The organism is Pseudarthrobacter sp. BIM B-2242, assembly GCF_014764445.1.
Classification (GTDB): Bacteria; Actinomycetota; Actinomycetes; order Actinomycetales; family Micrococcaceae; genus Arthrobacter; species Arthrobacter luteus_A.
Genome location: NZ_CP061721.1, coordinates 3,076,090 through 3,097,859 on the forward strand (window position 1 = coordinate 3,076,090; position 21,770 = coordinate 3,097,859).

Genomic DNA, 21,770 nt, shown 5'->3' on the forward strand with positions numbered 1-21,770 from the left:
CCCACGCCACCTGGATGCCCATGTAGGTAGCAGCAAGTGTCGTTATGACGGCTCAAAACGACACCTACTGCTACCTAGTTGGGTTAGGGGAGGTTGGTTCCCCGGGCTGCGATCCACAGTCCGTACCAGTCGGCCCGGGTCATGGCCTCTGACACCCGGCCTGCGTCCGCGCACGCCGCAATCCGCGCCGGGTTCACGGTGCCGATCACCGGCGCGATCCCGGCCGGATGCTTCATGAGCCAGCCGAGGAGGACAGACTCCCCCGTGCTGCCGTACTTGCCTGCCAGGTCCCGGACGAGGGCAGCCGTGGCGGTCTCGGCCGACGTCGGGTCTTCCGGCGCCGCGCCGGTGTACAGCCCCCGCGCCAGCGATCCGTAGGCCTGGAGCGTCACTCCGTTGCTGGTGCAATACTCCACCGTGCCGTGCGGGAAGGCGTAGTCCAGCGAGTCGGGATGGTTCACCAGAACCTGGCTCTCCAGCCACGCCCGCTTCAGCAGACTCATCTCCAGCTGGTTGGCCACGACGGGCACGTCCAGCCGGTCCTGCAGCGCATGGATCTGCGCGCCGGACATGTTGGACACGCCCACCTGCCGCACTGCCCCTTCTGCCAGCAACTGCCCGACGGCGCCCGCCACCTCGCCCAGATGTGTCAGGGGGTCGGGGCGGTGCAGCAGGAGCACGTCCACATGGTCAGTCTGCAGCCGCTTCAGGCTGCCCCTGACCCGTTCGAGGATGGCGTCCCTGCTGAGGTCATAATGCGTGGCCAGCCCGCGTTCGTTGAGCCGGATCCCGCACTTGGTCTGCAGCCGGATGCGGTCCCGCAGCCCGGGCGTTGCTGCCAGCACTTCGCCGAACACGGCCTCGGACTTTCCGCTGCGGTAGATGTCCGCGTGGTCGAACAGCGTGATGCCCGCGGCCAGCGCAGCCTCAACGGCGGCAGCGGCCTCGTCCACATGGTCGGTGCCGTGTGGCTCGTCGGACCAGCTGCCGCCCAGGCCCATGCAGCCATAGATGAGTTCCTGCATCAGGCGGTCTCCCCGCCCGCCACTCCCGGCGAAGTCATCAGCGCAGCCACGCTGTGCTGTTGGCGGGCAGCTTGCCGTCTTCCAGCTTGACGCTGCTGATGAGGACCTCGCCGGCGGGAAGCCCGACGGCGGTGTCCCCGAAGTTGGTCACTGACTGCCAGCCGCCGGGACGGCTGAAGTGCAGGACCTCCGGGTTGCCGGTCTCGATCCAGTCCAGTTCCTCCTCCGCCTGGAGCTCCCGGCGGAATTTCAGGGCCTTGCGGTACAGCTCTAGGGTGGAGTTTTCGGTGCCGTCCTGAGCCTCCACCGCGTACTTGCTGAACCAGTCCGGCTGCGGAAGGTGGGCACCGTCGGCGCCGAACCCGAAGGACGTCCCCTCGACCTTCCACGGCAGCGGCACCCGGCAGCCGTCCCGGCCCACCTCAACACCCTTGCTGCGGAAGAACGTCGGGTCCTGGCGGTCTCCATCCGGGATGTCCGCCACTTCCTGCAGGCCAAGCTCCTCGCCCTGGTAGAGATACGCGGAACCCGGTACGGCCAGCATCAGCAGTGTGGCGGCCCGGGCACGCCGCTCGCCCAGTTCCACGTCCAGCTCGTCCTGGGGACCGCCTGCCAGCAGCCACGCCTTGCCGTCCTGGCCCTTGGCGGGCTTCTTGTCGGCAGGTCCTTTCGCTGCCTTGGGCAGGCCGTAGCGGGTGGCATGGCGGACCACGTCGTGGTTGGAGAAGACCCAGGTGGACGATGCCCCGGTCTCCTTGGCCTCGGCCAGGTTGCGGGTGATGATCTCGCGGAATTCCTCGGCGTCGAAGTCTGCCTGGAGGAGGTCGAAGTTGAAGGCCTGGCCCAGGCCTTCAGGGCTGGCGTAGCGGGCGCGGCGGGTGGCGTGCACCCAGGCCTCGGCGACGGCGGTGCGCGGCGGGTTGTACTCGTTGAAGACCTCGCGCCACTCAACGTAGATGTCGTGGACCTCGTCGCGGTCCCAGAAAGGGTGCGAGCCGTCGTCGAAACCGTCGGTGCCGCTGTTCGCCTCAGACAGTTCCATCTTCGAGAGCAGCGGTTCGGTGAGGTCCTTGGTCAGGGCGTGGGCCACGTCTACACGGAAGCCGTCCACGCCGCGGTCGGACCAGAAACGCAGGGTCTTCAGGAAGTCGTCGCGGATTTCGCGGTTGGCCCAGTTCAGGTCAGGCTGCTCCTTCGCGAAGATGTGCAGGTACCACTGGCCGGGGGTCCCATCAGGTTCGGTGATGCGCTCCCAAGCCGGCCCGCCGAAGACGGAGTCCCAGTCCGACGGCGGCTGGTCGCCGTTTTCGCCCAGCCCGTCCCGGAAGATATAGCGGTCACGGGCGGCGGAACCCTTCGGCGAGGCAAGCGCCTCCTGGAACCATTCGTGCCGGTTGGACGAGTGGTTGGGGACGATATCGGCGATCAGCTTGATGCCGGCGCTGTGCAGTGCCTTGGCCATCTCGTCAAAGTCCGCCAGGGTGCCGAGCTTGGGATCCACGTTGCGGTAGTCGTCCACGTCATAGCCGCCATCAGCGAGAGCCGACGGGTAGAACGGGCTCAGCCACACGGCGTCGATCCCCAGCGTTTTCAGGTACGGGACCTTGGCGGTGATGCCCTTGATGTCACCGAGGCCATCACCGTTTGAGTCGGCGAAGCTGCGCGGGTAGATCTGGTAGACAGCAGCCTGCCGCCACCAGTTGGGGTCGGCGGTGAGGGCTGAATCGGACAGGGTTGCCAGCGTGGCAGTGGTGGGCAAGGGTTGATCCTTTTCATTGTGGCGGGTTCATTGTGGCGGGTTATTGGCTGGTGGATTTAGAAATCTGTCTGACGGCTCCGCGCGCGTTCATTTTTGATCTAAATTTAGTTCCTCAAGTATCATGTCGTGCAGGAGACAGGGAGGTCAACACCATGGCGGAAATTACCTCAGCAACACCCCAGCTGCTGCGGCGCGTCAGCGCCGGAGCAGTGCTGGATTTCCTCCGCGTCTCACAGGCAGTGACTGTCACGGAAGTTATGGACGCCACGGGGCTGACCCGGGCCACCGCCATCTCCGTCTGCGAGGAGCTCATGGACCGGGGCTGGATCCGCGAACTGGAAAACCAACGCGCATTCGGCGGCTACCAGAAGGGCAGGCCGGCACGCCGGTTTGAACTCAACGAACGGGCCGGATACGTCCTGGGCATGGATGTGGGCATCCTCAAGGCCACCGTGGTGGTGTCCGACCTGCGCGGCAACGCGCTGGGACGGGCCAGCCAGCCCTTCACGGATGCCGAAATTTCAGCCGAGGAGCGCATTGCCGGCATTGACAAGGCCGCCATGATGGCGCTCCATAGCGTGGGAGCCTCCCCCGACGACGTCCTGGCCGCCTGCGCCGGAATCGCGGCCCCCGTGGACCGCAACGGCGAGGTGCTGACCACCCAGCACTTCTGGGGACTGTTCGACGTCGGGCTGAAGTCCGCGTTGCACCAGCGCCGGGGCTGGACCGTCCTGCTGGAAAACGACGCCAACCTGGCAGCCCTCGGAGACCGCTGGCGCGGGGCAGCCGCCGGCGTGGACGACGTTGTGGTGATCCTGGCCAGCGAACGCCTGGGTTCAGGGGTGATCGACGGCGGGCGGCTGCTGCACGGCCGCGGCGGCGGCGCCGGGGAACTCGCGTTCCTCGAACTGCTGGAGGGCGTGGGAGACACCTACGGCATCGCAGCAATGGCCAGGACGTGGGCTGCCGACGCCCTGGCCGGCAACGCCAAAACATCGCTCCGGGAGTTCGCCGCCGAAGGCGCCGAGGCCGAACAGGTCTTCGCGGCCGCAGCCGCCGGGGACGCTGTGGCGCTGAAAATACTGGCCCGCCTGGCCGACAGGATGGCGAGGGTCATCGGGGCTATCGCCACCATGACCAACCCTGAACTTGTGGTGCTCGGCGGCGCCGTGGCCAATTCCGCGGGCGTGCTCCTGAAGCCGATCACCGAACGCCTGCCCCTTTACACAGCCACTCCCCCGCGGGTGGCCGTGTCCCCCTTGGGCGCTTCCGTGGTGACAGTCGGCGCCGTCCGCTGCGCCCTCGACTACGTGGAGAAGAACAGCCTGGACCTGGAACTCGCCCGGAGCGCCTGACCCGCCCCGGTGCTGCACGGCTATTCGGGCATGATCATGGTCCGCAGGTCCAGCTGGCGCAACACCCTGTCCGCTACTTCGGGGTCCATATCCGGCTCGTTGCGTGCCGTCACCACTTCCTGCCGGGCAGCATCGAGGGCGATCGTCTGGACAGCGATGGCCAGCCCGCGGCCCCTGCTCCGGAGGTCGGCAACGGATTCGTTCCGGAGGCTGCCGTCCAGGAGTTCGGCGTGCAGGCGGCCCATCTTTTCCTTGACCAGTGCCACTTTCTCGGGCGGCAGGTCCTTCATCAGGTCATGCTCCTTCAGGGCCGCGAAAGCGGCGGCCTGTGCCCGCTTGGCCAGGACCCTGGCGGCATCGCGTTCCTCCGAACCGTCGTTTGAGGCTTTGAGGACGCGCATCAGCCACGGGAGCGTCAGGCCGGGGAGGACCAGCGTGGCCAGGAGCACCGCGCAGGCGATTACCAGCATGTAGTCCCTGGCCGGGAAGGGTGTTCCGTCCGCCAGCGTCAGGGGCAGCGCCAGCGCAAGGGCCAGGGTGGCCAGTCCGCGCATGCCGCACCACGTCAGGATCAGGACTTCCTTGGCGGAGCCGGGCTGCAGGAGGTTCCTGCGCTTCCGTGCGCCCAGCGCCAGGACCGCCATCCAGAGGAACCGCACAGCGAACACGAGGACGCACACCAGCACCGCAACGCCGAGCATGCCCCAGATATCGTTGCCTTCGTCCTGGATGACGTGCCGGATTTCGAGTCCCACGAGCCCGAATGCCAGGCCTGTGACAAGCAGCTCCACCACATCCCAGAAAGCGGTCCGGGTGATCCTCTCGGCCGCATCTTCCGGGCGTGAATGGCGCTTCATCTCCAGGGCGGTGACAACCACAGCGATGACGCCGGAGGCGTGGACCTCCTCGGCCAGGATGTAGGCGGCGAACGGCACCACGAGCGTCACGGCACTGCGGGCCACCATCGAAGCCACCAGGCGGGTGATCAGGGCGGTGAGCCAGCCCATGGCGACGCCGACCAGCACGGCAACGGCAGCGCCGATGACAAACTTCAGGACGACGTCGGATCCCAGCTCTGTGCCGCCCACCGCCGCAGCCACCGCCGCCTGGAAGATGACGATGGCGGCGGCATCGTTGAAGAGGCCTTCGCTTTGCAGCACGGTGATGAGCCGCCGGGGCATGTGGACCCGGCCCGCTACAGACTCCACCGCAACCGGATCCGGAGGAGCAACCATGGCGCCCAGGGCGATGGCCGCGGGAATGCCGATCCCGGGGATCAGCAGCCAGGCGGCGCCCGCCACCACTGCCGTGGTGATGACAACCAATGCGACGGCCAGCATCAGCAGCGTCCGCCAGCGGACCCGGAAAACGGCCCACGAGCTGCGCTGGGCCGTGGCAAAGAGCAGCGGTGGAAGGAAGATGGGCAGGATCAGCTCAGGCGCGATGTCCAGGTCCGGGAATCCCGGGATGAAGGTGAGGGCTGCAGCCAGGATGAGCATCAGCACCGGATACGGCAGCCGGAGGCGGTCCCCCAGGCCGACGGCCACAACGGTGGCCAACAGTAGCCCGATGATGAGTGCCAACTGATCCATGTGCCTGCTTCCCCAACGGGGCGGCCTGTCCTGCCGCCCGGTGGGAGGCGCCTGCCGCCGGTCTCAGTTTAGCGGCGCCGGCACCGGCCGCCTTCCGGGCTGCGCCGGCCGGACGGGCTGCGCCGGCTGGACGGGCTGCGCCGGCTGGACGGGCTGCGCCGGTTGGATCGTCAGGCCAGCGGTTCCAGGGCTGCCGCAATGGGCAGGGTGCCGTCGCGGAACTCGATGGTCCGCCCCGCCGTCCGGGGTAAATCCAGTACAGCCGCAACCACGCTGGCCGTGTTGCTGCGCGAGGTGGCCCCGTTGCCGTCCCGTGGCGGGTTGACCTCGATCAGGCCGCTGGCCGGCTGGTCCGTCAGGCTCCCCGGGCCCAGAATGGTCCAGGCCAGGCCGGTGCCGCGCAGGTACTCGTCCGCCGCCGCTTTGGCGTCCGCGTAGGCAAAGAACGGGTTGTCGGCCGGGACGCCGTGGTCCGGGCCGGCGCCTAGGTAGGACACCATGACATAGCGCCCTACGCCGGCCTGCGCCGCAGCATCCATGGAACGGATGGCAGCATCACGGTCCACCGCATAGGTGCGCGTTGGGTTCCCGCCCCCGGCACCGGCTGACCAGACCACGGCATCGTGGCCGCTGAGTGCGTCGGCGATGGCCGCCGTCGTCGAATTTTCAACATCAAGGACCGACGGCGTCGCCCCCGTTGCCGCAACGTCTGCGGCATGGTCCGGGTTGCGGATGATCGAGGTGACGCTGTGGCCCTCTGTGGCGAGGAGCGTGGACAGGTGAAGGGCCACTTTGCCGTGGCCGCCGATGATAGCGATGCGGGTCATGGCTCCCATTGTGCCCGCAAGCGGCGCGTAAAGCTGTCAGGCGAGAACGCGGTAGCTCAAATAGACCACTCCGTTGCCGAATCTTCGTTCGTCGAGGAGTTCAAACTTCAGGTTCAGTCCGTCCGGCAGGAACCGCAGGCCGCCGCCGACGGCCACCGGGTTGACGAAAAGCCTGCACTCGTCCACGAGCCCGGCCCTGAGGGCGGCAGCGGCGAGAGTGGAGCCTCCAACGCCGAGATCTGCTTCTGTGCTGTCCTTCAATTGCCGGACCGCGTCGGCGTCAAATGTCCGTTCGATCCTCGTGCGGGCGGTCTCGACGGTGGCCAGCGAGGAGGAGTAGACAACTTTGTCTGCCCCCTGCCAGATCCGGGCATAGTCCTGGATATAGTCCGGAGCGTCCGCGGTGCCGAGGGTTTCCCAGACAGACATGACCTGGTACATGCGGCGCCCGAGCAGGTAGGTGCCGGCCTCGCGTTCGACGTCGTTAACGAAGCTGTGGACCTCCTCGTCCGGCATGCTCCAGCCGAAGTCGCCGTTCCGGTCCGCCACGTAGCCGTCCAGTGACGCGATGCCTGTGTAGATGAGCTTGCCCATCCGCTTATTGTGCCGCCGCCCTCCGCCCGTGAACAGGCCCCCCGCCCGCCCCGAGCGGCGACATCCCGGCGCTAACGCCCGCCCAAAGCGCCGAGACCTCGCCTCTCACTTGACGAAGAACTGCTGCGCCATGGTCCACAGGTTGGTGGTGGTCCAGTAGATCAGGACGCCGATCGGAAAGAGGATGCCGCCCACGCCGAAGACGATCGGCAGGGCGTACAGGATAATCCTCTGCTGCCGAACCAGGGGGTTGTCCGGGGCGTCCTCGGGCATGCTCCTGGCCATGATGCGCCGCTGCGTGATGAACTGCGCGGCCGTCATCACCAGGATCATCAGGACCGTGAGGACCGCCACCGCAGCCGGATCGCCCTGACCGCCGTGCAGCACCGAAGCTGACAACGTGGCACCAACAATGCTCGACTGGTCGAACTGCACCACCTGCCCGTGACTCATCGCCCCGATGCCCTGCCCTCGCCCGGCCGCCGACGTGATTCCGGAAAGGACCTGGAAGAGGGCGAAGAAGAACGGCACTTGGATCAGCATGGGCAGGCAAGCGGAGAAAGGATTGGTTCCGTGTTCCTTGTACAGCGCCATCTGCTCCTGCGCCATGGCCTGCCGGGACTGCGGATCGGACCGGCCCTTGTACTTGTCCTGCAGCCTCTTCAGGTCCGGTTGCAGGAGCCGCATCCGGCGCTGGGCGTTGACCTGCTTCAGGAATACCGGAATCAAGGCGGCCCGGATGATGACCACCAGCGCGATGATGGACAACGTCCACGTCCAGCCGCTCGCAGCGGGCATGCCAATGCTGCTCAGGGCATCGTGGAACCACACCATAACGGCGGACACCAGCCACTTGAACGGAACCATGAATGTTTCGAAGAAGTCCACCGGTATCCCCTTCGCCAGGTGCTGCCAAAGCTACGGCGAAATACGGCGCTTGTCACTGCCCCGCCCGCGCCAGTGCCGCCGGCGTGCCCGTGATACAGAAAAGCCCCCGGAATCTCGGGGGATTCCGGGGGCCTGTCCTGTAGCGGTGGGGAGGCTCGATCTCCCGACCTCACGATTATGAGTCGTGCGCTCTAACCAACTGAGCTACACCGCCACGAATGAGAAAAACCTGCGCAAGCCGGTCAAAAACCGCCTTGACACAGGCCCTCATTCAGAGCCCCCCACCGGAATCGATCCGGTGACCTCGTTCTTACCAAGAACGCGCTCTACCACTGAGCTAGGGGGGCAACGAGTAAATACTCTACCGGAAGATTTGGCCACCAACAAATCGAGGCCGCATAGGAGCCAAAAAGGCCTAAACACTAGCGTTGGCGGGCTTTTCAGGCCCCAGGAAGCCCCTCGGCCGCCACATCCGGCGGCGTGAGAGTGGTCACGTTTGCGGGGGACGTTGCACCGTCAACCGGGAACGACGGCGGAGGGTGGGGCGCCGCCGTCGTCGCTGCGTTAAATGCCAAGGGGCCGGCTCGAAAGCCGGCCCCTTGGGAGAACGTGTCAGGCTAGCTGACGGTTACCACTTGCCCTTGCGGTTGAAACCGCCCTGGCCGCCCTCGGTGCGGGGCTTGCGTGAACCGTCGCCGTGGCCGCCGAAGCGGGAGTCGCTGGCCTGGCCGCGGCTGGAACCGCTGTCGGCACCAACGCTGCGCTCTGAACGGTCGCTGTACGAGCGGCCACCACGGTCAGCGGAGGAACGCTCGCCGTCGTTCTTGCGGAAGTCCTTCTTGAACCCGCCGGCGCCCTTGAAGTTGCCGCCACGGTCGCCGCCGCCGGAGTAACCGCCGCGGTCGCCGCCACGGTTGCCCTGGTAGCCGCCACGCTCGCCGCCGCCGGAAGGCTTGCGGCCGTTGTCCAGCTCGAGGTGGATCAGTTCGCCGCCGATCCGGGTACGGGACAGTGCGCGCAGCTGCTCGGGGCTCAGGTCTGCCGGGAGCTCCACCAGGGAGTGGTCCGAGCGGATGTCGATGCCGCCGATCTGGGCGGAGGAAATGCCGCCTTCGTTGGCAATGGCACCCACGATGGAGCCGGGCATAACGCGCTGGCGGCGTCCCACGGCGATCCGGTAGGTGGCGTTGCCCTCGGTGAGCGTGCGGGTGGGGCCACGTGAGCCGAAGCCGTCCTTGGAGCGTTCGCGCTTCTGGAACTCAGGAGCTGCAGGCAGTTCCTTGACCAGCAGCGGCTGTCCGCCCTGCGCCATGACGGCCAGCGCGGCAGCGATCTCCGAAGCCGGAACGTTGTGCTCCTGCTCGTAGGAGGCGATCAGATCACGGAACGCCGAAACGTCCTCAGACTCGAGGGTCTCGGTGATCTTCTCGGCGAACTTGCCCAGGCGCAGCGTATTCACGGTCTCGGCCGTGGGCAGGTGCATCTGTTCCACCGGCTGGCGGGTGGCCTTCTCGATGGAGCGCAGCAGGTACTTCTCCCGCGGCGTCATGAACAGGATGGCGTCGCCGGAACGGCCTGCGCGGCCGGTGCGGCCGATGCGGTGGACGTAGGACTCGGTGTCGTGCGGGATGTCGTAGTTGACCACGTGGCTGATGCGCTCAACGTCAAGGCCGCGGGCGGCGACGTCGGTGGCCACCAGGATGTCGATGCGGCCTTCCTTCAGCGCGTCAACAGTGCGCTCGCGCTGCTGCTGCGGGATGTCGCCGTTGATGGCGGCAGCCTGGAAACCGCGGGACTTCAGCTTGTCAGCCAGGTCCTCGGTGGCCATCTTGGTGCGCACGAAGGCGATAACGCCGTCGAACTCTTCCACCTCGAGGATGCGGGTCAGCGCGTCGAGCTTGTGCGGGCCCATGACCTGCAGGTACCGCTGGCGGGTGTTGGCGCCGGTGGTGGTCTTGGACTTCACCGAGATCTCGGCCGGGTTGTTCAGGTACTGCTTGGACATCCGGCGGATCTGGCCCGGCATGGTGGCGGAGAACAGCGCGACCTGGCGGTCCGAGGGGGTCTGCTGGAAGATCTGCTCCACGTCTTCGGCGAAGCCCATGCGCAGCATCTCGTCGGCCTCGTCCAGCACCAGGTACTGGAGTTCGGACAGGTCCAAAGAACCCTTGGAGATGTGGTCGATCACACGGCCGGGCGTACCGACAACAACCTGGGCACCGCGGCGCAGGCCGGCGAGCTGGGGGCCGTAGGCGGAGCCGCCGTATACGGGGAGGACGGTGAAGTCATCGATGTGCTTGGCGTACGAGGTGAAGGCCTCGGCAACCTGGAGCGCCAACTCGCGGGTCGGAGCCAGGACCAGGGCTTGGGTCTTGCGTGACGGGCCGTTGAGGTCGTGGAGCTCGGCCAGGCGGGACAGTGCCGGTACTGCGAATGCTGCAGTCTTACCGGTGCCGGTCTGGGCGAGGCCCACGACGTCGCGGCCTTCGAGCAGCAGCGGGATGGTTGCTGCCTGGATCGGGGACGGCTTTTCGTAGCCGACGTCCTGCAAGGCGGCGAGGACGCGGCCGTCGATGCCGAGATCGGCGAACTTGATGCCCTCTTCCTCTTCCTCGGCCGGGGCTGCGGATGCTTCCTCGGTCTTGGCGGGAGCGGCAGGTGCTTCCTCGGTCTTGGCGGGAGCGGCGGGCGCTTCGGCGGCGGGCGCTTCGGCGGCAGGTGCTTCGGTAACGGGAGCCTCGACGGCGGGAGCTTCGGTTTCAGCGGCGGGCTCTGCTGCGGGGACAACGGCCTCGGTGAACTCGACGGTGGCGGTTTCGGCGGTTACCGCTTCGGCGGTAGCGTCATTCTGATTTTCGGGCATAGGGAAATTTCCTCATCCATAGGGGGCCAGGCGGCACTACCCGAGGTGAGCGGAGCCGCAGTACGTGTGCCGTGGGTGCCGGGCATCCATTGACCGGCCGGTCACTGGAAGTCCGGCGCTTTCGCAATCCCGTGGCAGGACTTCCCGCTGCATCTCTTGGCTGCTATCCCAGCAGTCTGTACAGCGTTTTCTTTAGCCGGCTCTCCCTATGAAAATGCCCGCATCGCATGTGCGGGCCCCAACACTTGCCAGTCCTGCCTCAAAAATTGGGCAGGAATAAGGGATTTCCGGAGTGGGGGATATTTCAAGTGTAAGGTACAGGTCCGCTTTGCTGCTAATTGAACGCACGACGACGGCGGTGAGCTTGCGCACACAGCTTCCGGTGGTGCCTCATGGCTGCGCACTGAGGCGCTCAGCTAGCCGCCCAGCCGCCGCGTCAGGGCTTCAAACTTCTTGCTGAATTCGGGCTGCTGCAGGCGGATCTCCCCATCGGCGTCGGCATCCCGGAGAAGCTCCATGGACTCCAGGTCAGGGTCGCTGAACCACTTGCCCACGGTGATGCCGTGTTTGGGCACAAAGATCCGGTGGATGTAGTCCCCCGCCTCGATGCTGCCGGTGCGGATCACCCTGAGGTACGTGCCCACCCGCCCGGCTTCCGTGAAGCGCTTGACGAACTGCGGTTCGGCAAGGCGCCGCTGGAAGACCGAGCATGGCGTCCGCGGCGAGGTGACTTCCAGTTCCACGTCCAGGCCGATCTTCCAGCGCTCACCGATCACTGCTCCGGTGGCGTCGATGCCGGAAACGCGGAGATTCTCGCCGAAGATGCCCGGCGGCAGTTCGCGGCCCAGTTCACCCGCCCAGAAGTCAGCGTCCTCCTGGGCATAGGCATAAATAGCCTGATCCGGGCCGCCGTGGTGCACGCGGTTGGCCTGGATATCACCCCGGAGGCCCAGCTTGTGCACCTTCACAGGCCCCTCCACCGGCCGCTTGTCGATGGCCGTCACACCCACGCTGGAGTCATCCGGCAGGAGCTGGTGGACACGGCAGACAGCAAGCACAGAAGCGGTTTCCATGGCACCAGTGTAGATTCCCCGGGCGTGAGTGGAGCCCGGGCGGCCGGGTGGGTACTTCTCCCCCGGCTTTCCGCTCGCAGCCGGCCGGGGCACCGGCTAGGCTGACTTTCAGGATTGAACTTCCGGCGCGCCGCTGCGCCCACTTTCAGCATGGACTACCAAGGGGGGACGTCATGGACCCGGATAAGGACCAGGGCAATGGTCCGGACAACGGCCAGGCCAAGGACCAACAGGGACAGGACGGGGCCAAGGACGCGCCGAAACCGCCGCCCTGGCAGGTACCCAGGCCGGAGCTGCGGCCTGAGCTCCTGAACGAACCCGTCACTCCGGTGGATCCCTTCGCCCGCGACCGCGAGCGCCAGAGCCACGAGGCAGCCACCCGCAAGAAGCGCTCCCAGCGCCGCACCGTCGTCGTGGGTTTGGGCGTCACTGCCCTGCTGGCCGGAACCATCACCGCCATCGTGGCAAGCAATGAGGACGAGCCTGAGTACGCGCAGGTGTGTTTCAACGATGAGACCGGCGAGCGCGTGGAAGATACCCAGTGCAACAGCTCGGCGGGCCGCGGCGGCGCGCTCTATGCGTGGTACTTCTACTCCCGCGGCGCCAGCGTGCCCGCGGTGGGCCAGAACCGGTCCGCGTACCCGAGCTACACCAATACCATCCCCAGCGGCGCCAAAGCCTCCACCGGCTACAGCACCAAGGGCGGAACGGTCAGCAGGGGCGGCTTCGGCAGCAGCTCCAAGGGCGGAAGCACGGGGGGCTAGGCGTGAAGCGGCTGTTATCGGAGCCCAGGCCTGACTGGAAGCAGAAGATCGAAGAGCAGGGCCTGGTCTTCTCCACCACCACCATGCCCGACGGCCGGAAGATCGAATACTGGAACGAATCCGCCTATTACGAGTTCACCCTCGATGAGGTGGAGTCACTCGAGATCCAGGCCGAGGACATGCACAGGATGTGCCTGGAAGCGGCCAAGTTCCTTGCCACCGGCGCCATGGGCACCATCGGCATCGGCCCGCAGGCCCTGGAGCTTGCCGCCGAATCGCTGCAGGCCGGGGATATGGACATCTACGGGCGCTTCGACTTCATCTATGACGGCCAGGGCGGTCCGGCCAAGATGCTCGAGTACAACGCCGACACCCCCACCGGCCTGATCGAGGCCGCCGTGGCGCAATGGTTCTGGCTGCAGGATGTGTTCCCTGAGAAGGACCAGTGGAACGGCATTCACGAGGCGCTGATCCGGCAGTGGAAGAAGATGCAGTACCGCACGGGGATGAGCACCCTTCACATAGCCCATTCCGAGGCCGAGGAGTCCGGCGAGGACTGGATGACGGCCGCCTACATGCGTGATGTTGCAAGCCAGGCCGGCTGGACCACCATTGGCATCAACATGTCCGATATCGGCTGGGATCCCAACCTGAACCGCTTTGTGGACCTGGACAACTTCATGATCAACACCATGTTCAAGCTGTACCCGTGGGAGCTGATGATGAAGGAGCCGTTCGGGCACCGTCTGCTGCAGCGGGCACACAACCCCCGCTGGGTGGAGCCCGCGTGGAAGATGCTGCTCTCCAACAAAGCACTTCTCGCCGCGCTCTGGCACCTGTACCCGAACCATCCAAACCTCCTGCCCGCCTATCTCAACGAGCCCGGCCCCCTGACGGAATGGGTGGCCAAGCCGCTGCACGGGCGCGAAGGCGACAACATCAGGATCCACGCCCCGGGCATCAATCTGGAGCAGCCCGGCGGGTACGGCCGCGAGGGCTGGTGCTACCAGCAGTACCAGCCGCTGCCCGACTTCGACGGCAACCATCCCGTCCTGGGCCTCTGGGTTGTCGACGGGGAATCCGTGGGCTGCGGAATCCGGGAATCGGATGGCCCCATCACCGACTACTTCTGCCGGTTTGTGCCCAACACCATTGACGCCCCGGCGCCGCTTTCAGCGCAGGCCCACTCAAGCAAAGCAGGTATCGCCCTATGAGCCCCCTGACACTTCCGATCCCGGTGACCGCATGAGCACGGAGACGACGACGGCGGGCGGCGGCTCCGGCGGGGGTGCCGGCGGTGCCGTCCCGGCGAAGGGACTCCGCGCGGGAATCCTGGACCTCGGTGACTCGGTCATGCTGGGCCTGGCGTCCACCGCGCCGGTCTATTCGCTGGCGGCCACGCTGGGCCTGATCGTGGCCGTCAACGGCAACTACACCCCGCTGATCCTGATCCTGGGTTTTATCCCGGTCCTGTTCATCGCCTACGCCTTCCGTGAGCTGAACAGCGCCATGCCTGACTGCGGCACCACGTTTACGTGGTCCCGCCGGGCGTTCGGTCCGTGGGCCGGCTGGCTGGGCGGCTGGGGCGTGGCCCTGGCCGGCATCGTGGTCCTCGCCAACCTGGCGCAGGTGGCCGGGCAGTACCTGTGGCTGCTGATCGGGGACGGCTCGCTGGCCGAAAACAAGGCGGTGGTTACGGGCACCGGCGTGCTGTTCATCGTCTTTATGACCCTGGTGAACTACCGGGGCATCCGGCTGGGCGAGCACGTCCAGCGTGTCCTGACCTACGTGCAGTATGTCTCGCTGGGAATCTTTGCTCTGGCCATCGTCATCAGGATCGCGGGCGGCGCCCCCGAAGGCCAGGCTTTCGACTTTGAGTGGTTCAACCCGGCCGGCGCCTTCGCAGATCCCGGCGCCGTGGTGCACGGGGCGTTACTGGCCCTCTTCATCTACTGGGGCTGGGACACCTGCCTTGCCGTGAACGAGGAAACCGAAAATCCCGCCACCACCCCGGGGCGCGGCGCCGTCACCTCAGCCTTCGTCCTGGTGGCAATCTACGTCTCCGTGGCCCTTCTGGTGATGATGTACGCCACGGTTGGAACCGAGGGAATCGGCCTCGGCAACGAGGCGAACCAGAGCGATGTGTTCCTGGCCATGAAGGACGTGGTCCTTGGACCCTGGGGCTGGCTGATCATCGTGGCCGTTCTGGCCTCGGTTCTGTCATCCACGCAGACCACCATCCTGCCGACGGCCCGCGGCACGCTCTCCATGGGTGTGCACGGCGCGCTGCCGCCGAAGTTCGGCGAGGTCCACAAGCGCAACCAGACACCCGGGTTCTCCACGCAGGTCATGGGTGCGGCCGCCGTCGTGTACTACGTGGCCATGAGCTTCCTCAGCGAGAACCTGCTGTCCGATTCCATCAGCGCCATCAGCCTGTTCATCGCGTTCTACTACGCCCTGACGGGCTTCGCGTGTGTCTGGTACTTCCGCAACACCCTCCGCAGCTCGGCACGCAACCTCTGGTTCCGGGGAATCCTTCCCCTCGTGGGCGCCCTGATCCTGACTGCGGCATTCTTTATCTCCGCGGTCCAGATGTGGGATCCGGCCTACGGCGACACGCAGATCTTCGGCATCGGCGGAGCGTTTGTCAGCGGCGTGGTGCTCCTGGCGCTGGGCGTGGTGCTGGCCGTCGTGTGCCGGTTCCTGCCCTCAACGCGGGACTACTTCACGGGAAAACCGGCCACGGCCGGCGCCCCGGCGGCGTCGGCCTAGGATGCTCCCATGAGCAACGCTGAACCCACTGCCGATGTGCCTCCCGCTGAAGACCCTTCCGATGTCCTGGCTCTGGCCGCCCTGCTGAGCTCCGACGAGCACGCCCTCCAGCAACGGATCCGGGACTTCACCGACCAGCGGATCAAACCAAACATCGCATCCTGGTATGACAACGCCCACTTTCCGCTGGAACTGGCACCGGAACTCGGCGAACTGGGCGTCCTGGGGATGCACCTTCAAGGGTATGGCTGCCCCGGCCGATCCGCCGTCGAATACGGCCTTGCCGCCATGGAACTCGAGGCCGGCGACTCCGGGATCCGCACTTTCGTGTCCGTGCAGGGCTCACTGGCCATGACGGCCATCCACAAGTGGGGTTCGGAGGACCAGAAGCAGGAGTGGCTCCCCCGGATGGCCGCCGGCGAAGTCATCGGGTGCTTTGCCCTGACCGAACCGTCGGCGGGTTCGGATCCGTCCTCCATGACCACGTTTGCCCGCCGGGACGGTTCCGGTGATGAAGCCGGCTGGGTCCTTGACGGAGCCAAGCGCTGGATCGGCTTGGCTTCCGTGGCCGGGGTGATGGTGGTCTGGGCAAAAACGGACGACGGCATCCGCGGCTTCCTGGTGCCGGCCGGCACGCCGGGGGTCACCGCCACGCCGATCCCCCGGAAGCTTTCCATGCGTGCCTCCGTCCAGTGCGATATAACGTTCGACGGCGTCCGGCTGGGTCCCGAGGCCATGCTGCCGGCCGCCATGGGCCTGCGGGCGCCGTTCACATGCCTGAACGAGGCGCGCTACGGGATCGCCTGGGGTGCCATGGGGGCGGCGCGTGATTCGTATGAGGCTGCCCTGGCGTACTCCCTGGAGCGGCTGCAGTTCGGCAAACCCCTGGCCGGGTACCAGCTGACGCAGGAGAAGCTGGTTAACATGCTGCTGGAGATCCAAAAAGGCACCATGCTGGCCATCCACCTGGGCCGCCTGAAGGACGCCGGAAAACTGCGGCCTGAACAGATCTCACTCGGCAAGCTGAACAACGTCCGCGAAGCCATCGCCATCGCCCGCGAAGCCCGCTCGATCCTCGGCGGCAACGGCATCACCCTGGACTACTCCCCGCTGCGGCACGCCGCTAATCTGGAGTCTGTCCGCACCTATGAAGGCACGGACGAAGTCCACACCCTGGTGCTGGGCCAGCACGTCACGGGCCTCGGCGCGTTCCGGTAGACCCGCCGGCGCCCCGCCCAACTAGGTAGCGCTAACTGTCGTTTTGAGGGCTCATAACGACAGTTAGCGCTACCTAGTTGGGATGCCAGGCCGCGGGTTCTTAGGCTGCTGTCACCGGGACAGGCACGGGGTCATTGTCAGTCTTGTCCTTCCGGATCGTCGCGCTGATAGCGGCGGCGATGGTGCACATGGCCGCGGCCCCGAACCAGGCGTAGGTGTACTCGCCGGTGGCATCACGGATGGCACCGGCGCCCAGGGCAGCTGCAGCCGCACCCAGCTGATGTGCAGCGAAGACCCACCCGAACACCACGCTGCCGTCCGCCCCGAACGTCTTGCGGCAGATCGCTGCGGTGGGCGGGACCGTGGCCACCCAGTCCAGGCCATAAATCACCACAAACACGATCATGCTCGGCTGGACGGTGGCGCTCAGGAGCAGCGGCAGCACCAGCAGCCCGATCCCCCGGAACTGGTAGTAGACGGCCAGCAGGACTTTGGGGTTGTAGCGGTCGGTCAGCCAGCCGGAGGCGATGGTTCCCACGATGTCGAAGATCCCGACGACGGCGAGCAGGCCCGCTGCGGTGGTTTGGGGCATGCCGTGGTCGTGCGCGGAGGGGATGAAGTGGGTGCCGATCAGGCCGTTTGTGGTGGCGCCGCAGATCGCGAAGCCGGCTACCAGCGCCCAGAACGTCCGCTCCCGGCTGGCCCGTTTGAGGATCTGAAGGGCGCGCACGGCAGCGTTGCTGCTGCGTCCGCTGTCCGCGGCAGGGGACGCAGCAGCGGCCGACGCTGCCGCTCCCTCCTCAGGAGCGGGTTCCCCGTATGGCAGGGCGCCGACGTCGGCCGGTGAGTTCTTGAGGAACTTCAGCACCAGCGGAACCACGGCGAGTGCGCCGGCGGCGATCAACAGCGAGGCCTGCCGCCAGCCCGGATCCTGGGCCAGCATGGCGATGAATGGCAGGAACACAAGCTGGCCCGCAGCGCTCCCGGCGGTCAGGATACCGATGACCAGGCCACGGCTCTTGGAGAACCACGTATTGGCGATGGTGGCGGCGAAGACGAGCGCCATGGAGCCCGTGCCCAGCCCGATCAGCAGGCCCCACGTGAGCAGGATCTGCCAGGACTGATTAACCAGGACAGTCAGCGCACTGCCGGCACCGATCATCACCAGGGCGGTGGCGGTGACGGCACGGATCCCGAAGCGTTCCATCAGGGCCGCGGCGAACGGGGCGGTCAGGCCGAACAGCACGAGGTTGATGCTGACTGCTGCCGAGAGCACGGTGGTGGACCAGCCGAACTCCTGCTGCAGCGGCACCATCAGGACACCCGGTGCGGCCCGGAATCCGGCGGCGCCGACCAATGTCAGGAAGGCAACGGCCGCGACGATCCAGGCCGGGTGCAGGCGGCGGCGCCGGCGCGATTTCGTGACTCTCATGCGGCGGCCGTGGCGAGGTTGATGGGGGCTTCCGAGCGGGTAAGGCTGTGCCAGCTGGTGTTGGCGGCCGTGAGCCGTTCCCCGCAATGGGTGCACGTGTCAGCCGAACCGGTCCGTTGCCCGCAGCCGGTATGGATCACGAACATGTGTGCCTCCGCTGAGGGTGCCGGGAGGTGCTTTTCGGACCACATCACCACGGCGTTCAGCACCGGAAGCGCATCCTCACCCATGGACGTCAGGACGTACTCCTGACGGGGCCGGCCGCCGTCGTCATAGGTCCTTTTGGCCAGCAGGCCGGCCTCCACCAGCCCTGTCAGGCGCTTGGTGAGTACGGAGTCAGCCACCGCCAGCCGGGACTTCATGGCGTCGAAGCGCCCGTTGCCAAAGAAGACCTCGCGGAGCACCAGCATGCTCCAGGGGTCGCCCAGGATGTCGAGGCCGCGTGCCATGCTGCAGGAGCGTTGGGACCAGTCGGATCGGAGTGCCATAAAGGCACCCTAGCTAACTTTCTTCAAGAAAGCCAGGGTGCCTTTATCAGCGGCGACAGAGTTATTTCAGGAAGGTAAACGCGTGCTCCAGGTCCGCGATGAGGTCCTCGATGTCCTCGATGCCGCAGGACAGCCGGATGAGGTTGACCGGGACGGCCAGCTCCGTGCCCTTGACCGAGGCGTGGGTCATCTCCGACGGATAGTTCATCAGCGATTCGATGCCGCCCAAGGACTCGGCCAGGGTGAACACGGAGGTGTTTTCCGCGACGGTGCGGGCCGCTGCTTCGCCGCCCTTGAACTGGACGGACACCATACCGCCGAACTTCTTCATTTGCTTTTTGGCCAGATCGTGGCCGGGGTGCGACGGCAGGCCCGGGTACAGGACGGCCTCCACCTCGGGGCGCTCAAGCAGCCATTCGGCCACGGCCTGGCCGTTGTCGCTGTGCCGGTCCATGCGCACGCCGAGCGTCTTCAGGCCGCGGGTGGTGAGGAAGGCGTCCATCGGGCCGGAAATCGCGCCGACGGCGAACTGGACAAAGCCGATCTTTTCCGCGAGGTCCGCGTCCTTGACCACAATTGCGCCGCCCACTACGTCGGAGTGGCCGCCAATGTATTTGGTGGTGGAGTGGACCACAACGTCGGCACCCAGGGCGAGCGGGGTCTGCAGGTAGGGCGACGCGAAGGTGTTGTCGACCACGAGGAGGGCCCCGGCGTCGTGCGCCACCTTGGCGAGTGCCTCGATGTCGGTGATCTTCATCAGCGGGTTGGAGGGGGTCTCCACCCACACGAAGCGGGTCTTGTTCGCCGCCACGGCAGAGCGCACAGCGTCCAGGTCCGCCATGTCCACGGGGGTGTTGCCGATCCCCCAGTCGCCAAGGACGCGGCTGATGAGCCGGTACGTGCCGCCGTAGGCGTCGTTGCCGAGGACGATGTGGTCCCCGGGCCGGGTCAGCGCCCGGATCAGGGAGTCCTCCGCCGCGAGGCCGGAGCTGAAGGAGTAGGCGTGGGTGCCGCCTTCGAGCGCGGCGAGCTGCTCCTGCAGCGCATCACGGGTGGGGTTGGTGCCGCGGCCGTATTCGTAGCCGTCGCGGAGTCCGCCGATCCCGTCCTGGGCGTAGGTGGAGCTGAAGTGGACGGGCGGGACCACGGCACCGGTGCGGGGCTCGAAGGCCTGGCCTGCGTGGACGGCGCGGGTGTTGAAGCCCTGGTTTTCAGAGGCAGTCATGGTGCTCCTTCGAAGCTAGTTGCTGAGGTAGGCGAGGAGGTCGTGGCGGGTGAGGATGCCCACCGGGGCGCCAACGAAGGTCACCATCACGGTGTCCACGTCGGAGAGCAGCTCCCGGGCGGCGGAAATGGTTTCCAGCGAGCCGATGACCGGCAGCCGCTCCCCCATGTGCTCAGAAATCTTGTCCGTCAGCTTCGCTTCGCCGCGGAACAGCTTGGACGTCAGGGTCCGCTCATCCACGGCGCCGAGGACCTCGCCCATCACCACGGGCGGTTCCTGGGAGAGGACCGGGATATGGCTGACGCCGAATTCATTCATGATGTTGATGACATCGCGGACGGTCTCATTGGGGTGGATATGCACCAGGTCCGGCAGTTCGCCGTTCTTGGTCTTGATGACCTCGCCCACTGACGCTTCCTCGCCGCCGGACAGGAAGCCGTAGGAACGCATCCACTGGTCGTTGAAGATCTTGGCAAGGTAGCCGCGGCCGGAGTCCGGCAGGATGACCACCACCACGGCGCTTTCCGGCAGGTCCTTGGCCACCTGCAGGGCAGCCACCACGGCCATGCCCGACGAGCCGCCCACCAGCAGCCCTTCCTCGCGGGCCAGGCGGCGGGTCATCTCGAAGGACTCGGCGTCGCTGACCGCAATGACATCATCCGGCACGGCCTTGTCGTAGTTGGCCGGCCACATGTCCTCGCCGACGCCTTCAACGAAGTACGGGCGGCCGGTGCCGCCGGAGTAGACCGACCCTTCGGGGTCGGCGCCGATGATCCGGACCCGGCCGCCGTCCGCCTCGGGGCGGTCAGCGGAAACTTCCTTCAGGAAGCGGCCGGTGCCGGTGATGGTGCCGCCGGTGCCGGCGCCGATCACGCAGTGCGTGATCCTGCCGTCGGTGTCGCGCCAGATTTCCGGGCCGGTGGTCTCGTAGTGGCTGCGCGGAGCGGCCGGGTTGGAGAACTGGTCCGGCTTGTAGGCGCCAGGGATTTCGGTGACGAGCCGGTCCGAGACGCTGTAGTAGCTTTGCGGGCTGTCCGGGGCCACGGAGGTGGGCGTGACCACAACTTCGGCCCCGTATGCCTGGAGGACGGCGCGCTTGTCCTCGCCCACCTTGTCCGGCACCACAAAGATGCACTTGTAGCCCTTCTGCTGGGCCACGAGTGCCAGACCAACGCCGGTGTTGCCGGAGGTCGGCTCAACGATGGTGCCGCCGGGCAGCAGTTTGCCGGTCCGTTCGGCCTCTTCGATCATCTTCACCGCGATGCGGTCCTTGATGGAACCGCCTGGATTGATGTATTCCAGCTTGACCAGGACAGTGGCTTTGATGCCGTCCGTCACATGGTTGAGCTTGATGAGCGGCGTGTTTCCGATGAGGTCCAGGACGGACTGCGCGTACTTCATACCTACAAAGCTACCGCCTGCCACGGCGGGCCCTTCCCCGGGGTCAGCTGCCCGCCGAGGAATCCGTCTGCCAGAGGCCCATGATGTTGCCTTCAGTGTCCTTGAAATAGGCGTACCAGCCCATGCCGGGAACGGCGTCCTTGGGCTGGGCTACCGACCCGCCGGCGGATTCGACCTGTGCCAGCGCAGCGTCAAGGTCCTCCACGTCGATGGTGATGATGGGGGTCTTGAGGCTGTCCGTACGCGGAAACAGGGCGCCGTTGATCGCCCCGGGCGTGCTCGGCATCCCTGTCTGTTCGTCCGACGGCGTGGTGATGGCGCTGGTGTAGTCCATCCCCTGCATGGGGACCAGATTCCAGCCGAATGCGCTTTCGTAGAACGTGTTGGCGCGTTCCTTGTTTTCTGTGGGGATCTCGAAATGCACAACTCCAGCCACTGCATGCTCCTTTGAATGCGAGGGGAAGGCGCGGACGCCCCGCGCCACATGGTGGAGT

General features: G+C 66.3%; 18 protein-coding genes and 2 tRNA genes. 5 read left to right on the plus strand and 15 right to left on the minus strand.

The window, feature by feature from the left end; all coding sequences use genetic code 11:
• Window positions 1-83: 83 nt before the first annotated feature.
• Both IDT60_RS14155 and IDT60_RS14160 read right to left on the minus strand, forming a co-directional pair.
• Entirely contained in the window at window positions 84-1,025 is a 942-nt protein-coding gene (locus IDT60_RS14155; protein ID WP_191079505.1) for an aldo/keto reductase family oxidoreductase, read from the minus strand.
• A gap of 37 nt (window positions 1,026-1,062) precedes the next feature.
• The gene (locus IDT60_RS14160) at window positions 1,063-2,784 is read right to left on the minus strand and encodes a glycoside hydrolase family 13 protein (protein WP_191079506.1); all 1,722 of its coding nucleotides are present in this window, start codon (window positions 2,782-2,784) and stop codon (window positions 1,063-1,065) included.
• 152 nt (window positions 2,785-2,936) lie between these two features.
• On the opposite strand from IDT60_RS14160, the gene IDT60_RS14165 reads away from it, so the two are divergent.
• Entirely contained in the window at window positions 2,937-4,139 is a 1,203-nt protein-coding gene (locus IDT60_RS14165) for an ROK family protein (protein WP_191079507.1), read from the plus strand.
• Window positions 4,140-4,159: 20 nt separating this feature from the next.
• Here IDT60_RS14165 and IDT60_RS14170 read toward each other — a convergent pair whose 3' ends face one another.
• The 8 genes from IDT60_RS14170 to IDT60_RS14205 form a co-directional block, all read right to left on the minus strand.
• A complete protein-coding gene (locus tag IDT60_RS14170; protein WP_191079508.1) occupies window positions 4,160-5,731 on the minus strand; it encodes a Na+/H+ antiporter in 1,572 nt (523 codons plus the stop codon).
• A 170-nt stretch (window positions 5,732-5,901) separates the two neighbouring features.
• Window positions 5,902-6,558: an SDR family oxidoreductase gene (locus IDT60_RS14175; protein WP_191079509.1), complete on the minus strand. Its 657-nt coding sequence runs from the start codon at window positions 6,556-6,558 to the stop codon at window positions 5,902-5,904.
• Between the two features lie 36 nt (window positions 6,559-6,594).
• Window positions 6,595-7,152 carry a dihydrofolate reductase family protein gene (locus IDT60_RS14180; protein WP_191079510.1) on the minus strand — a complete coding sequence of 186 codons (558 nt, stop codon included), beginning with the start codon at window positions 7,150-7,152 and terminating at the stop codon, window positions 6,595-6,597.
• Between the two features lie 105 nt (window positions 7,153-7,257).
• Window positions 7,258-8,040 carry a membrane protein insertase YidC gene (gene yidC, locus IDT60_RS14185; protein ID WP_191079511.1) on the minus strand — a complete coding sequence of 261 codons (783 nt, stop codon included), beginning with the start codon at window positions 8,038-8,040 and terminating at the stop codon, window positions 7,258-7,260.
• Between the two features lie 140 nt (window positions 8,041-8,180).
• Window positions 8,181-8,254: transfer RNA gene (locus IDT60_RS14190), tRNA-Met, on the minus strand.
• 61 nt (window positions 8,255-8,315) lie between these two features.
• Window positions 8,316-8,387: transfer RNA gene (locus tag IDT60_RS14195), tRNA-Thr, on the minus strand.
• Window positions 8,388-8,668: 281 nt separating this feature from the next.
• Complete coding sequence (locus tag IDT60_RS14200; protein ID WP_191079512.1) at window positions 8,669-10,903, minus strand: DEAD/DEAH box helicase; 2,235 nt, start codon at window positions 10,901-10,903, stop codon at window positions 8,669-8,671.
• Between the two features lie 416 nt (window positions 10,904-11,319).
• Entirely contained in the window at window positions 11,320-11,976 is a 657-nt protein-coding gene (locus IDT60_RS14205) for an MOSC domain-containing protein (protein WP_191079513.1), read from the minus strand.
• A 173-nt stretch (window positions 11,977-12,149) separates the two neighbouring features.
• Here IDT60_RS14205 and IDT60_RS14210 point away from each other — a divergent pair, with 173 nt between their 5' ends.
• From IDT60_RS14210 to IDT60_RS14225, 4 genes are read left to right on the plus strand one after another with little or no spacing between them, the layout of a single operon-like run.
• On the plus strand, window positions 12,150-12,740 hold the full coding sequence (locus IDT60_RS14210; RefSeq protein WP_191079514.1) for a Tat pathway signal protein: 591 nt from the start codon (window positions 12,150-12,152) through the stop codon (window positions 12,738-12,740).
• A gap of 2 nt (window positions 12,741-12,742) precedes the next feature.
• Complete coding sequence (locus IDT60_RS14215) at window positions 12,743-13,954, plus strand: glutathionylspermidine synthase family protein (RefSeq protein ID WP_164205776.1); 1,212 nt, start codon at window positions 12,743-12,745, stop codon at window positions 13,952-13,954.
• A gap of 31 nt (window positions 13,955-13,985) precedes the next feature.
• On the plus strand, window positions 13,986-15,512 hold the full coding sequence (locus IDT60_RS14220) for an APC family permease (RefSeq protein ID WP_191079515.1): 1,527 nt from the start codon (window positions 13,986-13,988) through the stop codon (window positions 15,510-15,512).
• Window positions 15,513-15,521: 9 nt separating this feature from the next.
• Window positions 15,522-16,730: an acyl-CoA dehydrogenase family protein gene (locus tag IDT60_RS14225; protein ID WP_191079516.1), complete on the plus strand. Its 1,209-nt coding sequence runs from the start codon at window positions 15,522-15,524 to the stop codon at window positions 16,728-16,730.
• Between the two features lie 100 nt (window positions 16,731-16,830).
• Here IDT60_RS14225 and IDT60_RS14230 read toward each other — a convergent pair whose 3' ends face one another.
• From IDT60_RS14230 to IDT60_RS14250, 5 genes are all read right to left on the minus strand, one after another.
• A complete protein-coding gene (locus tag IDT60_RS14230; RefSeq protein WP_191079517.1) occupies window positions 16,831-18,162 on the minus strand; it encodes an MFS transporter in 1,332 nt (443 codons plus the stop codon).
• Window positions 18,159-18,650, minus strand: a complete 492-nt coding sequence (locus IDT60_RS14235) for a helix-turn-helix domain-containing protein (protein WP_191079518.1) — start codon at window positions 18,648-18,650, stop codon at window positions 18,159-18,161. The genes IDT60_RS14230 and IDT60_RS14235 overlap by 4 nt, the downstream gene beginning before the upstream one ends.
• A 61-nt stretch (window positions 18,651-18,711) precedes the next feature.
• The gene (locus tag IDT60_RS14240; RefSeq protein ID WP_191079519.1) at window positions 18,712-19,875 is read right to left on the minus strand and encodes a cystathionine gamma-synthase; all 1,164 of its coding nucleotides are present in this window, start codon (window positions 19,873-19,875) and stop codon (window positions 18,712-18,714) included.
• A 15-nt stretch (window positions 19,876-19,890) separates the two neighbouring features.
• Window positions 19,891-21,276, minus strand: coding sequence for a cystathionine beta-synthase (locus tag IDT60_RS14245; protein WP_164205762.1), 1,386 nt, complete (start codon window positions 21,274-21,276; stop codon window positions 19,891-19,893).
• Window positions 21,277-21,319: 43 nt separating this feature from the next.
• Window positions 21,320-21,712, minus strand: a complete 393-nt coding sequence (locus tag IDT60_RS14250) for a VOC family protein (protein WP_164205760.1) — start codon at window positions 21,710-21,712, stop codon at window positions 21,320-21,322.
• Window positions 21,713-21,770: the final 58 nt, after the last annotated feature.